This is a genomic window from Shigella flexneri 2a str. 301, from assembly GCF_000006925.2.
Taxonomy (GTDB): domain Bacteria; phylum Pseudomonadota; class Gammaproteobacteria; order Enterobacterales; family Enterobacteriaceae; genus ECMA0423.
On record NC_004337.2, the window covers coordinates 1,871,244 to 1,884,530 of the forward strand.

The following is a 13,287-nucleotide window of genomic DNA, read 5'->3' on the forward strand; positions in this document are numbered from 1 at the left end:
ACGGCAGCCTGACGGCTGCAAATTGAAAACCGCCCCTGTTCGTCCTGTTGTTGCCGCACGCTCCGCAGAATATGTATGCTCTGAGGACCTGTTTTATTAAGGACTCATCCTCTTATGTTGACCCGCAAAAGTATAGATACCGTTCTGCTCTCTGTTGGTGCTGAGAAGCTCTCACAACGTGAATGGGACTGGATGAAGATGCTCAAACCCATGGACCCACCACCTGCGATGGTCGCGGCCTCCATCCTGGAGCGCCGTGGCGACACAGCAGCCCTTACCCGGCTACAGGATACCGGGGGTTAATCCGTCCTCATGTTGTCCGCTTTTACTCCCCGCCCGCTGAAACGTCTGTTCACGGCCAACCAGTGCTGGACATCCTTCCTGGATGCGGGCGGTCTGCGCGATATCGAGGTTGAGGCTGTCACAAAAATGCTGGCCTGCGGCACGCGGATACTGGGCGTGAAGGAATACATCTGCGATAAACCTGAGTGCCCCCACGTCAGATACGTCACTAACTCATGCGGCAGCCGTGCCTGCCCGTCCTGCGGAAAAAAGGCCACAGACCTGTGGATAGCGACACAGCTGAATCGTCTTCCTGACTGCGACTGGGTACACCTGGTCTTCACCCTGCCGGACACGCAGTGGCCGGTGTTCGAAAGCAACCGGTGGCTGCTGAATGACGTGTGCCGTCTGGCGGTGGAGAATCTGCTGTATGCCGCCCGGAAACGGGGGCAGGAACCCGGTATCTTCTGCGCCATCCACACGTATGGCCGTCGTCTCAACTGGCATCCGCATGTACATGTGTCTGTAACCTGTGGAGGTCTGAATAAGCATGGTCAGTGGAAAAAGCTGAGCTTCCTGAAAGACGCGATGCGTTCGCGGTGGATGTGGAATATGCGGCAACGGCTTCTGAAAGCGTGGTCAGAGGGGCTGGCGATGCCGGAGTCGTTGTCACATATCACGACGGAATCACAGAGGAGAAGCCTGGTGCTGAAAGCCGGAGGAAAATACTGGCATGTGTACATGTCGAAAAAAACGGCCGGCGGGAGGAATACGGCGCGCTACCTGGGTCGTTATCTGAAGAAGCCGCCGATAGCGGCCTCCCGGCTGGCACATTACAACGGAGGGGCGAGCCTGAGCTTCCGTTACCTGGACCACAAAACGGGAGAAACGGCGACGGAAACGCTGACACAGCGTGAGCTGGTCGCGAGGCTGAAACAGCACATCCCGGAGAAGTTTTTTAAGATGGTGAGGTACTTCGGGTTCCTTGCCAACCGGGTGTGTGGAGAGAAGCTGCCGCAGGTGTACCGTGCTCTGGGGATGGATAAACCGGAACCAGTGGCGAAAGTGTGCTATGCACAAATGGTGAAACAGTTCCTGAGTCGTGACCCGTTCGAATGCGTGCTGTGTGGCGGCCGGATGGTATACCGCCGGGCCATCGCGGGACTGAATGTGGAGGGGCTGAAGAAAAACGCGCGGGATATCAGTCTGCTGAGGTATATGCCGGCCTGACACAGGCTAAGTGTGCCCGGGAATCGGTGCAAGTATAAAAAACAGCCTGTTGCGGTATAAGAATCGACCATGCAGAGAGAGAAAACACCGGAGTGGAGGGAAAAGCAGAAAAGCTCACGTGGCATAAGGCGTGGACAGCGGTATCGTCTGGTTTTTCAATTTCCTATACGTGAACAAGGGTATATTCCAGATCCAGTAGTGCCTGAGTCAAAGCGGCCTGAACTTCTTCGATACTCGCACGTACGTTTTCTTCCTGAGCAGATAAAACTGCCAGCCGTTGCTTCTCCACCAGGAAATCGTTCGCGGCTTTGCGCTCCTTTGCTGCGACCTGCTGGTAGTCAAACCTGGCGTTATCAATAATTTGTTGCGATATTGCCGCTGATTGTGCGAGTTTTTCATAACGTTCAGTATCTCGCAGGCGCTTTTGCTCCTCATGTTTTACTGCCTGCCATGTTTCACTGGCACTTTGAATTATCGACTGCTGCATCGTAATAGTGGCTTGAATGCCTTCGAGATTGGCTTTGCTACTTTTTATTTTTGCCTCAAGCCTGGCGACATTTGCACGATAATCCCGATCATCGAGACGCAGGATAATATCGCCTTTTTTTACGCTCTGATTATCGCGCACCTCTATAGCAGAAATATAACCAGAAACTTTACTTGCCACCGTGGTGATATTACCACCAATGTAAGCATCATCCGTCGTCTGTATAAATCTTCCTTTGCTTACCCTCCAGATAAAAAAGACAACGCCAGTCAAAAGAATACCGATCGCTACCACCCCAATAAGCTGTTTTTTAGAAATTATCATCACTCTTTACACCGTATATATCCGGAAACTTGCATACGTCATATTTAAAATTTAACATGGCTTATTTGATGATTTCTGACAAAATACCTACTGTAAATGACAATTACACTGCAACCCAAAGCATCACCAGGGCATCACATTATCGGACTGGATTCGGAACATCTGAATGGAGGTACAGTTCCCTGGCATAAACATCTCTATGCCCAGTTGCTTTACCCGGCTGAAGGAGTCGTTCGTGTATGGGCTGGAGAAAGCGTCTGGCTAGTCCATGCCAGCAGCGCGCTTTGGCTGCCCCCACAAATGCCGCATAAGTTTGTTGCGACAGGCAACGTACTTTTAAAAACCGTACTGGTTTCAGAAGCGGAAAGTGAAACGCTGGGAACAGTTTGCTTCATGACGGGTATTTCACCCCTGTTAAGGGAATTACTAATTGCAATTAACCAACTTCCACCGTCGCAAAGTACCACAGATAAACAACAGTTACGTTTTTCAGCCCTCGAGACACTGATACTTCAGGAAATAAAAATGGGGGTGAAAATGTCACTTGAACTCCCTTGGCCAAATGATGAGCGGCTACAGCAGCTTTGTGAGAATTTGCTAAACAACCAAGGGTATCTGCCAACACTGGATAATCTAGCGGATAAAATTAACGTCAGTAGCCGTACACTCATGCGCTTATTTGTTAAAGAGACGGGATTAACATTTCGCCACTGGGTTCAGCAAATGCACGTTATTTCTGCAGTGACGCTTCTTGATGATGGATATTCGTTGACCAAAATTGCCCATCGTCTGGGCTATGCCTCAGCTGAATCGTTCGGCAATATGTTTAAGCGTCGAACGGGCTACTCGCCCGGTAAATTTACTCGTCGATTAACGATGCATAATTATGCAATCACAAGACAAATGATTTAACTTATATTTTCGTGAAATCTGTCACTGAAGAAAATTGGCAACGGATGGGTAAAACCGTTATAACACTGTCACCGGTCACCAGGACCCCAGGCCGGATTTAAGACGAGGATGCACTGCTGTGTGTACTGTAGAGTCTGGCGGATGTCGACAGGCTCTATTTTTTTATTCATTTTTTAGCTCTGTAAATAACCACATTCTCGCCGGGATTGGGGAATGAGTGACGAGTTCAGTGGTGTCTGGCGGCTATCACGCCACAGAATCAAATAACAGATAGCCTACGGTAAAATTTCACTGACTGGAATTATCCCACCCTCGATCCATGTGATGGCTTGCCCTCATTTCTTCAGGCAGAAAAATTAAAAAATCGCTTTATGCTATCAGACTGCGACAAACCAGACGCGAAACTGGGTACTTACTATTCGTTAGTCTTGCCCTATCCACTTATCTTTTTGGTGGTATGGCTGCTGATGTTGCTGGCGTGGTATCTTGTCGGTCTGCCGATAGGTCAGGGTATTTACCCACGTTTGTCTTAAGAGAGAACGGATGCTGAGATTACTTGAAGAAAAAATTGCCACGCCACTGGGTCCACTGTGGGTGATTTGCGATGAGCAATTTCGCCTGCGGGCGGTTGAATGGGAAGAGTACAGCGAACGCATGGTGCAGCTGCTGGACATCCATTATCGCAAAGAAGGCTATGAGCGCATTTCTGCCACCAACCCAGGTGGTTTAAGCGACAAGCTTCGTGAATATTTTGCCGGTAATCTTAGCATTATTGATACGCTTCCCACTGCCACGGGGGGGACGCCATTTCAGCGCGAAGTCTGGAAAACACTACGCACTATCCCCTGCGGGCAGGTAATGCATTACGGCCAACTGGCTGAACAATTGGGCCGCCCTGGCGCGGCGCGTGCCGTTGGTGCGGCAAACGGATCGAATCCCATCAGCATCGTCGTACCTTGCCATCGGGTTATTGGCCGAAACGGCACCATGACCGGATATGCAGGCGGAGTTCAGCGAAAAGAGTGGTTATTGCGCCACGAAGGTTATCTTTTGCTGTAAACATTAAACAATTTGTGCCAGCTTGTTCACACTTTTATGTAAAGTTACCCTTGACAACTTAAGGAGTTTCAAATAGATAGACATATATTTACATCTAATATCGGAATTCTCTGCTGTTAAAGTTTGCTTAGACTTACTTGCTCCCTAAAAAGATGTTAAAATTGACAAATATCAATTACGGCTTGAGCAGACCTATGATCCCGGAAAAGCGAATTATACGGCGCATTCAGTCTGGCGGTTGTGCTATCCATTGCCAGGATTGCAGCATCAGCCAGCTTTGCATCCCGTTCACACTCAACGAACATGAGCTTGATCAGCTTGATAATATCATTGAGCGGAAGAAGCCTATTCAGAAAGGCCAGACGCTGTTTAAGGCTGGTGATGAACTTAAATCGCTTTATGCCATCCGCTCCGGTACGATTAAAAGTTATACAATCACTGAGCAAGGCGACGAGCAAATCACTGGTTTCCATTTAGCAGGCGACCTAGTGGGATTTGACGCCATCGGCAGCGGCCATCACCCGAGCTTCGCTCAGGCGCTGGAAACCTCGATGGTATGTGAAATTCCGTTCGAAACGCTGGACGATTTGTCCGGTAAAATGCCGAATCTGCGTCAGCAGATGATGCGTCTGATGAGCGGTGAAATCAAAGGCGATCAGGACATGATCTTGCTGTTGTCGAAGAAAAATGCCGAGGAACGTCTGGCTGCATTCATCTACAACCTGTCCCGTCGTTTTGCCCAACGCGGCTTCTCCCCTCGTGAATTCCGCCTGACGATGACTCGTGGCGATATTGGTAACTATCTGGGCCTGACGGTAGAAACCATCAGCCGTCTGCTGGGTCGCTTCCAGAAAAGCGGTATGCTGGCAGTCAAAGGTAAATACATCACCATCGAAAATAACGATGCGCTGGCCCAGCTTGCTGGCCATACGCGTAACGTTGCCTGATTTTTCCGCATAACTCACTATCCTTCTGTCATATCATTAAATTTTTCTGATTTATTGATCTGGCAGAAGGTTCATCACTGTTTCATTCACCAGATATGGGTTAATCTTTTAATTACAAACTGCGTTGACAGTTGTTGTAAGGAGACCCTGTATGGCTATGTATCAGAACATGCTCGTTGTTATCGATCCTAACCAGGACGACCAACCAGCATTGCGGCGAGCTGTTTATTTACATCAACGGATTGGTGGCAAAATTAAAGCCTTTTTGCCGATCTATGACTTCTCATACGAAATGACCACCCTGCTCTCCCCGGACGAACGTACCGCTATGCGTCAGGGCGTCATCAGCCAGCGTACAGCCTGGATCCACGAGCAGGCAAAATATTATCTCAATGCTGGCGTTCCCATTGAAATTAAAGTGGTCTGGCATAACCGTCCTTTCGAAGCCATCATTCAGGAAGTGATCAGCGGCGGACACGATTTGGTGCTAAAAATGGCGCACCAACATGACCGTCTGGAAGCGGTGATTTTTACGCCAACGGACTGGCATCTGTTACGCAAATGCCCAAGCCCGGTGTGGATGGTGAAAGACCAGCCGTGGCCGGAAGGAGGCAAGGCGCTGGTGGCGGTGAATCTCGCCAGTGAAGAGCCGTATCATAATGCGCTCAATGAAAAACTGGTCAAAGAGACGATCGAACTGGCAGAACAAGTCAACCATACCGAAGTTCATCTGGTTGGCGCTTATCCGGTAACGCCAATTAATATCGCGATTGAACTGCCGGAATTTGACCCGAGCGTTTATAACGATGCCATTCGTGGGCAACATTTGCTGGCAATGAAAGCCCTGCGGCAGAAATTCGGCATTAATGAAAACATGACGCACGTAGAAAAAGGTCTGCCCGAAGAGGTGATTCCTGATTTGGCGGAGCATTTACAGGCGGGAATTGTGGTTCTGGGCACGGTCGGACGCACCGGTATTTCAGCAGCATTCCTCGGCAACACGGCGGAACAGGTGATTGATCATCTTCGCTGCGACCTGCTGGTCATTAAACCTGACCAGTATCAGACACCCGTTGAACTGGATGACGAAGAAGACGATTAACGACTCTTCAATAACTGACAAGGCCCGAGTTATCGGGCCTATTTTTTACTTACTGCTCTTCGCCGCCAAGGAAATAAATTCCCAACGGGATTGCCAGCAACACAGTAAAGACCAGGCTATAAACAAAAATCATCGATGACTAAATCACATACATTGATGTCGTCCACTCAGACAGCGGAATATTGTACTGTTCTATAACGCCGCCGATGGTCGCGCGAGTCACAACCGACGCCGCAATAATGAAAACCGCCAACAAACCAAAGAGAAATTTCTTCCCTTTCGCTGACTTCAGTTTCGCCATAATCATGATGTAATCCTTGTGCAGACAAATTTCTTGTTACCTAAACGTAACAATACCATGACGTTTCACCGTTGTCTGCTCTGAAAACCTCACCTCTTAGCTGGATTTACAATCAACGCATTGATTAGTTAGCTAATGTTGCTACTTCCTTCCCTGACTATTGATGTTCTGAATGAATTGTCGCGGTAAAATAGCCCTGAAGTGGTCAACAAAAACTGGCCACCGAGTTAGAGTTTTTCCAGTATCGATTTTCCGATTCGTTTGGGGGTAACCCACCGTTATATTCGTGCGGTCTTAGTGCGCTGTAATATCCAACGATATAGTCCGTTATGGCGTGAGCTGCCTCGCTGAAGCTTACGTAACCCACCACCGGCATCCATTCGTTCTTCAGACTCCTGAAGAAGCGTTCCATTGGGCTGTTATCCCAGCAGTTTCCGCGCCGGCTCATACTCTGTCTGATCTGGTATCGCCACAATAACTGCCGGAACTGCCTGCTCGTATAATGACTGCCCTGATCGCTGTGGAACATCACCCCGCCGGGCTTACCACGGGTTTCCCATGCCATTTCCAGCGCTTTCATGGTGAGCCTGCTGTCCGGCGAGAACGACATGGCCCAGCCCACTGGTTTTCTTGCGAACAGGTCGAGAACAACGGCGAGGTACGCCCAGCGCTTACCCGTCCAGATATAGGTCACATCACCGCACCACACCTGATTTGGCTCGGTCACGGCGAACTGCCTTTCAAGGTAGTTAGGGATAGCAACATGTTCATGACCACCACGTTTATACCGGTGAGTCGGCTGCTGACAGCTGACCAGCCCCAGCTCTTTCATGAGCCTGCCAGCAAGCCAGCGTCCCATCTGGTAGCCTCTCCGGGTTGCCATTGTGGCGATGCTTCTTGCTCCGGCCGAACCGTGGCTGATGCCATGTAGCTCAAGTACCTGACTGCGTAATACAGCCCGTCTGCCGTCTGGTTTTTCAGGACGATTTTTCCAGTATCTGTAGCTGCTGCGATGAACCCCGAACACATGGCAGAGTGTGACCACAGGATAATGCGCTCTGAGTTTCCCGATTATCGAGAACTGTTCAGGGAGTCTGACATCAAGAGCGCGGTAGCCTTTTTTAATATTTCATTCTCCATTTCAATGCGTTGTAGCTTTTTCCTGAGCTCACGGATTTCAATTTGTTCCGGGGTAATGGGGGAGGCTTTTGGTGTTTTGCCCTGACGCTCATCACGCAGTTGTTTGACCCATCTTGTCATTGTGGAAAGGCCAACATCCATAGCTTTGGCGGCATCTGCCACCGTGTATTTCTGGTCAACAACCAGTTGAGCGGATTCGCGTTTAAACTCTGCGCTAAAATTTCTTTTTTTCATTGGAGCACCTGTGTTGTTCTGAGGTGAGCATATCACCTCTGTTCAGGTGGCCAAATTCAGTGTGCCACTTCACCCCGCCAGGGGTTTCCGGCATGACGACAATTATCTGGAGGAGCCTGATAAAACAATGATCGCTGAACTGTTTACAAATAATGCGCTTAATCTGGTCATTATTTTCGGTAGCTGCGCAGCATTGATTCTGATGAGCTTTTGGTTTCGCCGTGGAAATCGTAAAAGAAAAGGATTTTTATTCCATGCGGTGCAATTTTTAATCTACACCATAATTATCAGTGCTGTTGGTAGCATCAGTAATTATGTTATAGAAAACTATAAACTCAAATTTATCACCCCAGGCGTTATCGATTTTATCTGTACGTCCCTGATTGCGGTTATTCTGACGATTAAGCTATTTCTGCTGATTAATCAGTTTGAAAAACAGCAGATTAAAAAAGGTCGCGATATCACCAGTGCGCGGATTATGTCGCGCATTATCAAAATCACCATTATTGTAGTGCTTGTTCTGCTTTATGGCGAACATTTCGGCATGAGCCTTTCTGGCTTGCTGACCTTTGGTGGTATTGGTGGTCTGGCTGTCGGTATGGCCGGTAAAGATATTCTGAGTAATTTCTTTTCCGGGATCATGCTCTATTTCGACCGTCCTTTCAGTATTGGCGACTGGATCCGTTCACCGGACAGAAATATCGAAGGTACAGTAGCGGAAATTGGCTGGCGAATTACCAAAATTACGACCTTTGATAATCGTCCATTGTACGTACCGAACTCGCTGTTTTCGTCGATCAGCGTAGAAAACCCAGGACGAATGACCAACCGCCGCATTACCACGACCATTGGTTTACGTTATGAGGATGCGGCAAAAGTGGGCGTTATTGTCGAAGCCGTACGTGAGATGCTGAAAAATCACCCGGCCATCGACCAGCGACAAACCTTACTGGTTTATTTCAACCAGTTTGCTGACTCGTCATTGAATATTATGGTTTATTGCTTTACCAAAACCACGGTATGGGCTGAGTGGCTTGCTGCACAGCAAGACGTTTATTTGAAGATTATCGATATTGTACAGTCACACGGCGCGGACTTTGCCTTCCCCAGCCAGACGCTGTATATGGATAACATTACACCGCCGGAACAGGGGCGCTAAATCAGACATCACTGGCGTTATCCACAAGGGTAACGCCAGTTCCCATCACATCAATGCTTCACAATATACATAGTCCGACTGTACGCTACATCTTCAGGGTTATTAATGGGATAACCTTTCAGCCACGGTTTGATTAATCGTCCATTGGTATATTGATAAATTGGTGCAATCGGTGCTTGCTCCATGAGGATTTTTTCTGCCGCGTTGTAATCGGCATTACGCGCTTTAACGGTATTTTCCGTCGATGCCTGGGCCAGAACTTTGTCGTATGCCGGATTGTTAAAGCGTGAAATATTTCCTGAATGCATTGACGTTAATAATGTCAGGAAAGTGGAGGGTTCATTATAATCCCCCACCCATGAGGCGCGGATAACATCAAAATTGCCGGTGTTACGGCTATCGATATAGGTTTTCCATTCCTGATTTTGCAATTTAACATCTACGCCAAGGTTCTTTTTCCACATCGATGCTACAGCAATCGCAATTTTTTGATGGTTTTCTGAAGTGTTATACAAAAGCGTCAGCTTCAGCGGTTTTTGCGGACCATAACCAGCTGCGCTCAACAAAGTTTTTGCCTGCGCATTCAGTTCTTCCTGACTCATTTGTTCAAACGGCGAAGGTTCCGGCGTAAATCCGGCGGTAACATCTGGTATAAAATGCCACGCTGGCTTTTCGCCCGTCCCCAACACTTTTTCGGTCATCAGGCGGCGATCTATCGTCATACTTAATGCCAGGCGAACGCGCTGATCTGCCGTCGGCCCTTTTTGCGTGTTAAAGGCATAATAATAGGTCCCGAGCTGCGGTGGCGTATAAACCTGCCCCGGAATATCCTTCAACAGCTTCTGATACATATTTTTCGGGAAGGATTCGGTGATATCAATATCCCCCGCGAGGTAACGCTTAGTGGCTGCGGATTCCTGATTAATTGGCAGGAAGGTCACTTTTTGCAGCACCGTTTTGGCGTTATCCCAATAATGGGTATTCGGTACCACGACCAGTTTTTCATTGACTACGCGCTCTTTAAGAACATAAGCGCCATTGCCGATCAGATTTCCGGGTTTCGTCCACTCTTTACCGCTTTCTACGTTGGCTTTTTGCACCGGGAAGAAGGCAAAGTTAGCGGTTAAATTCACAAACCACGGCAACGGTTTATCAAGCTGAATTTTCAAAGTATGGGCATCAACTGCGGTGACGCCAAGCTGATCAGGCGTAGCTTTACCATCAATAATCGCCTGTGCGTTGTTGATTCCCGCCAGCGCGGCAAACCATGCAAATGGCGACAATGTTTTTGGGTCCACCAGACGTTGCCAGCTGTAGACAAAATCTTGCGCCGTTACCGGTGTGCCATCCGCCCATTTTGCGTTATCGCGCAGGGTAAAAGTCCAGATACGGTTGTCATTACTTTTCCATTGAGTCGCGACGCCGGGGACAATCTCCCCTTTTTCGTTCTGATTCACCAGACCTTCAAACAGATCGCGAATGACCTGAATCTCTGGCAGGCCCACGGCTTTAGCGGGATCCAGCGACGCAGGCTCATCTTTAATGTGGCGCACCAGCTCCTGCTTCTCTGCCAGTACTGTGCCGCTCGGAACTTCTGCAGCATACGAAAGAGAAATGCTGCTGACCAACAGCGCACAACACGTAACTGAAACAGAGTGCTTCATAAGTTTCCCTCTAACCGACATTAAAATTGATGCGTAATTATTTGTTTCGCCTTAAAGAAATGCAAACAACTTCCATCAAAAAAGTGACAAAGGAAGCATCAAATGTTTTAAGTATCAATATATCAAATCAGATTTAGTGTAAATAATAGACGCCAAAATGTGGCAAAGCACATAGAACACCGAACACTACGTTCGGGCTTCGCACGTTCAAACCAGTTTTCGGTATCATAATCAGCATCTGTCGCCATTGTACGAAGAATAAAAAATAACCAAAACGTTGAAAGGAACTGAGAATACGTTAAGAGAAGAATTAAATTAATGTATCAGCAAGTAGTGCTAAACAGCACCTTTATACTTCAGCCTATCTATAAATAATGAGAATGCCGAGCCAGCATGTCGACGGTGTGGATAGTACAGGTGATAACCGGGTAAATCTGGAGTGAATTTATCCAAAACACGTATCAGTTTTTTTTCTTTAATAGCCCGCTCAACCTGATCATAAGGTAGATACGCCAATCCATGCCCATCAATTGCAGCATCAATGATCAGGTCTATCGTATTCAGTAAAAGCTGACCTTCCATGCGAACACGAACTTCACGTCCACCGCGTATTAATCTCCAGCGATTTGCTGTACCCGATGTGGGAAGATACAAATTAATTGCCTGATGATCTATTAATTGTGACACTGACGTTGGAGCACTTCGACGAGAAAAATAATCCGGTGAGCCAACAATAGCCATTGGTATATCTGGCCCGATTCGAATGGCGATCATATCTTTATCCATCTCCCCACCCAGACGGATGAGGTAGCCTGAGTTTAACGGACACTCCTTCCTGAAATAGAATGGCATCAGAAGGAGCTAATAATGAGCAGAAAAACCCAACGTTACTCTAAAGAGTTCAAAGCCGAAGCTGTCAGAACGGTTCTTGAAAATCAACTTTCGATCAGTGAAGGCGCTTCCCGATTATCTCTTCCTGAAGGCACTTTAGGACAATGGGTTACCGCCGCCAGAAAAGGGCTCGGTACTCCTGGTTCCCGCACGGTGGCTGAACTGGAATCTGAAATTCTGCAACTGCGTAAGGCGTTAAATGAAGCTCGCCTTGAGCGAGATATTTTAAAAAAAGCAACAGCGTATTTTGCACAGGAGTCGCTGAAAAATACGCGTTAATCGAACAATGAACCGCCCCGGGTTTCCTGGAGAGTGTTTTATCTGTGAACTCAGGCTGCCAGATCATCGTTTCCGATGGAAGCATAATAAGCTTTTTCTGCTTCTGCCGGAGGGATGTGGCCCAGCCTTTCCAGCAATCGTCGATTGTTATACCAGTCCACCCACGTTAGTGTGGCCAGTTCCACTTCTGCACGGTTTTTCCAGCTCTTACGGTGTATTACCTCCGCTTTGTAAAGACCATTGATGCTCTCCGCCATCGCGTTGTCATACGAGTCGCCTGTACTTCCTGTTGATGCCAGTAATCCGGCTTCCTTAAGCCGCTGTGTGTAGGCCAGCGATACATACTGAGAACCTTTATCACTGTGATGGACCGTGCCGGACGGTCGACGGGCCCATAACGCCTGCTCCAGTGCATCCAGCACGAATGTCGTTTCCATGGCACCCCACGATGTATCCGGCAAACACATCAATGATGAACGCCACATAGACGAAGCCCCGCCATGTGCTGACGTAAGTAAAATCAGCCACCCACAGCTGGTCAGGTCGTTCTGCCACGAACTGACGGTTTACGCGGTCGCCTGCGGCAACGGCTTTCCGGCTGATGGTCGTACGGACCTTTTTACCCCGGAGAACACCGGCAAGTCCCATAACCGCCATGAGACGTGCCACAGTGCATCTGGCCACTCTGATACCTTCCCGTAACAACTGACGCCAGACTTTACACCGTATACCTTGTGATTTTCATCGTATACGCGCTGTATCTCTTTCTTCAGCCAGTCATCGCGCTGCGCACGGGCACTGCGTTTATCCGGATGATGTCGCTGTTGCTGACAGTGGTAATACGTTGACGGGGCAATATGCAGTTCACTGCATACCGGTCCGACCCCGTACTGCTCACGCAGCTTATCCAGCAGTGGCATTATTTTTTCCAGAGGCGGTCGAACTCCGCCTTTGCAAAATAAGCGGAAGCCAGGCGAAGGATATTGTTACTGCGGCGCAGTTCACGATTTTCACGTTCCGGCTCTTTCAGACGCTGACGTTCAGCGGTGGTGAGCCCTCCATCACCGCCCCCGGTATCCCGCTCATGCTGGCGACCCCAGACACGCAGAGTCTCCGGCGTACAGCCAATCTTTGGAGCAATGGAACAAATTGTCGCCCATTGTGAGTCATATTCGCCCTGACTTTCCAGAACCATACGGACTGCCCGTTGACGGACTTCGGGGGAAAAACGAGTATTTTTAGTCATCCTGTTTACCTCTTTCTCAGGAAGTTTAGT

13 protein-coding genes, 2 pseudogenes and 7 other annotated features (2 of these 22 running past the window's edge) are annotated in these 13,287 nt (G+C 48.5%); of the genes and pseudogenes, 9 read left to right on the forward strand and 6 right to left on the reverse strand.

Translation table 11 applies throughout. From position 1 onward, the window contains the following. Positions 1-2,326 (reverse strand) — a sequence feature (Similar to Mesorhizobium loti probable secretion protein ref: NP_103897.1 (367 aa). BLAST with identity of 46% in 906 aa. This CDS has been disrupted by insertion. The sequence has been checked and is believed to be correct.); it reaches 394 nt to the left of the window's first position. From SF1831 to ydaA, 7 genes are all read left to right on the forward strand, one after another. Beyond that, positions 115-303, forward strand: a complete 189-nt coding sequence (locus SF1831; RefSeq protein NP_707687.1) for a hypothetical protein — start codon at positions 115-117, stop codon at positions 301-303. (Overlaps the previous feature by 189 nt.) After that, positions 313-1,512, forward strand: coding sequence for an IS1294 transposase (locus SF1832; protein ID NP_707688.1), 1,200 nt, complete (start codon positions 313-315; stop codon positions 1,510-1,512). Then, positions 331-1,683, forward strand: a mobile genetic element (partial). Its footprint overlaps the gene before it by 1,182 nt. Positions 2,327-2,419: 93 nt before the next feature. Next, a complete protein-coding gene (locus SF1834; RefSeq protein ID NP_707689.3) occupies positions 2,420-3,235 on the forward strand; it encodes a hypothetical protein in 816 nt (271 codons plus the stop codon). Positions 3,236-3,564: 329 nt separating this feature from the next. Beyond that, the gene (locus tag SF1834a; protein ID YP_008439256.1) at positions 3,565-3,768 is read left to right on the forward strand and encodes a hypothetical protein; all 204 of its coding nucleotides are present in this window, start codon (positions 3,565-3,567) and stop codon (positions 3,766-3,768) included. A gap of 10 nt (positions 3,769-3,778) precedes the next feature. Then, entirely contained in the window at positions 3,779-4,294 is a 516-nt protein-coding gene (gene ogt, locus SF1835; protein NP_707690.1) for an O-6-alkylguanine-DNA:cysteine-protein methyltransferase, read from the forward strand. A 194-nt stretch (positions 4,295-4,488) separates the two neighbouring features. Then, on the forward strand, positions 4,489-5,241 hold the full coding sequence (fnr, locus tag SF1836) for a fumarate/nitrate reduction transcriptional regulator (RefSeq protein NP_707691.2): 753 nt from the start codon (positions 4,489-4,491) through the stop codon (positions 5,239-5,241). Positions 5,242-5,392: 151 nt separating this feature from the next. Continuing rightward, complete coding sequence (gene ydaA, locus SF1837; RefSeq protein ID NP_707692.2) at positions 5,393-6,343, forward strand: universal stress protein UspE; 951 nt, start codon at positions 5,393-5,395, stop codon at positions 6,341-6,343. A gap of 498 nt (positions 6,344-6,841) precedes the next feature. Then, positions 6,842-8,090 (reverse strand) — a mobile genetic element. Here ydaA and SF1838 read toward each other — a convergent pair. Beyond that, positions 6,850-7,689 carry an insertion sequence element IS911 integrase core domain-containing protein gene (locus SF1838; RefSeq protein NP_707693.1) on the reverse strand — a complete coding sequence of 280 codons (840 nt, stop codon included), beginning with the start codon at positions 7,687-7,689 and terminating at the stop codon, positions 6,850-6,852. Its footprint overlaps the feature before it by 840 nt. Next, entirely contained in the window at positions 7,716-8,018 is a 303-nt protein-coding gene (locus SF1839; protein ID NP_707694.1) for an insertion sequence element IS911 transposase InsN, read from the reverse strand. Its footprint lies within the feature at positions 6,842-8,090. Positions 8,091-8,145: 55 nt before the next feature. Here SF1839 and SF1840 point away from each other — a divergent pair. Continuing rightward, complete coding sequence (locus SF1840; protein ID NP_707695.1) at positions 8,146-9,177, forward strand: hypothetical protein; 1,032 nt, start codon at positions 8,146-8,148, stop codon at positions 9,175-9,177. A gap of 50 nt (positions 9,178-9,227) precedes the next feature. On the opposite strand, the gene SF1841 is transcribed toward SF1840, so the two are convergent. Both SF1841 and ycjZ read right to left on the reverse strand, forming a co-directional pair. After that, positions 9,228-10,862, reverse strand: coding sequence for a transport protein (locus SF1841; protein NP_707696.1), 1,635 nt, complete (start codon positions 10,860-10,862; stop codon positions 9,228-9,230). A gap of 315 nt (positions 10,863-11,177) precedes the next feature. Further along, positions 11,178-11,644: a sequence feature (Similar to Escherichia coli K12 transcriptional regulator LYSR-type gi: 1787589 (300 aa). BLAST with identity of 99% in 155 aa. This CDS has been truncated. The sequence has been checked and is believed to be correct.), on the reverse strand. After that, positions 11,178-11,644 (reverse strand): annotated as a pseudogene (ycjZ, locus tag SF1842). Its footprint overlaps the feature before it by 467 nt. Then, positions 11,645-12,021: a mobile genetic element (partial), on the forward strand. Here ycjZ and SF1843 point away from each other — a divergent pair. Beyond that, a complete protein-coding gene (locus SF1843) occupies positions 11,709-12,011 on the forward strand; it encodes an insertion sequence element IS600 transposase (RefSeq protein NP_707697.1) in 303 nt (100 codons plus the stop codon). It overlaps the preceding feature by 303 nt. Next, positions 12,020-12,450, reverse strand: a mobile genetic element (partial). Here the strand turns inward: SF1843 and SF1844 are convergent. Further along, positions 12,062-12,931 (reverse strand): annotated as a pseudogene (locus SF1844). (Overlaps the previous feature by 389 nt.) Next, positions 12,451-13,287, reverse strand: a mobile genetic element (partial); it runs 24 nt beyond the window's last position. Its footprint overlaps the pseudogene before it by 481 nt. After that, complete coding sequence (locus SF1846; RefSeq protein ID NP_707700.1) at positions 12,931-13,257, reverse strand: insertion sequence element IS629 protein; 327 nt, start codon at positions 13,255-13,257, stop codon at positions 12,931-12,933. It overlaps the preceding feature by 327 nt. The pseudogene SF1844 and the gene SF1846 overlap by 1 nt, the downstream one beginning before the upstream one ends.

What these genes read in the sequence shown, in the direction of transcription:
- SF1832 (NP_707688.1), top strand. Translation starts at nt 313, where the DNA reads ATGTTGTCCGCTTTTACTCCCCGCCCGCTGAAACGTCTGTTCACGGCC.
- fnr (NP_707691.2), top strand. Translation starts at nt 4,489, where the DNA reads ATGATCCCGGAAAAGCGAATTATACGGCGCATTCAGTCTGGCGGTTGT.
- SF1841 (NP_707696.1), bottom strand. Translation starts at nt 10,862, where the DNA reads ATGTCGGTTAGAGGGAAACTTATGAAGCACTCTGTTTCAGTTACGTGT.
- SF1846 (NP_707700.1), bottom strand. Translation starts at nt 13,257, where the DNA reads ATGACTAAAAATACTCGTTTTTCCCCCGAAGTCCGTCAACGGGCAGTC.
- ogt (NP_707690.1), top strand. Translation starts at nt 3,779, where the DNA reads ATGCTGAGATTACTTGAAGAAAAAATTGCCACGCCACTGGGTCCACTG.
- SF1840 (NP_707695.1), top strand. Translation starts at nt 8,146, where the DNA reads ATGATCGCTGAACTGTTTACAAATAATGCGCTTAATCTGGTCATTATT.
- SF1843 (NP_707697.1), top strand. Translation starts at nt 11,709, where the DNA reads ATGAGCAGAAAAACCCAACGTTACTCTAAAGAGTTCAAAGCCGAAGCT.
- SF1831 (NP_707687.1), top strand. Translation starts at nt 115, where the DNA reads ATGTTGACCCGCAAAAGTATAGATACCGTTCTGCTCTCTGTTGGTGCT.
- SF1839 (NP_707694.1), bottom strand. Translation starts at nt 8,018, where the DNA reads ATGAAAAAAAGAAATTTTAGCGCAGAGTTTAAACGCGAATCCGCTCAA.
- ydaA (NP_707692.2), top strand. Translation starts at nt 5,393, where the DNA reads ATGGCTATGTATCAGAACATGCTCGTTGTTATCGATCCTAACCAGGAC.
- SF1834 (NP_707689.3), top strand. Translation starts at nt 2,420, where the DNA reads ATGACAATTACACTGCAACCCAAAGCATCACCAGGGCATCACATTATC.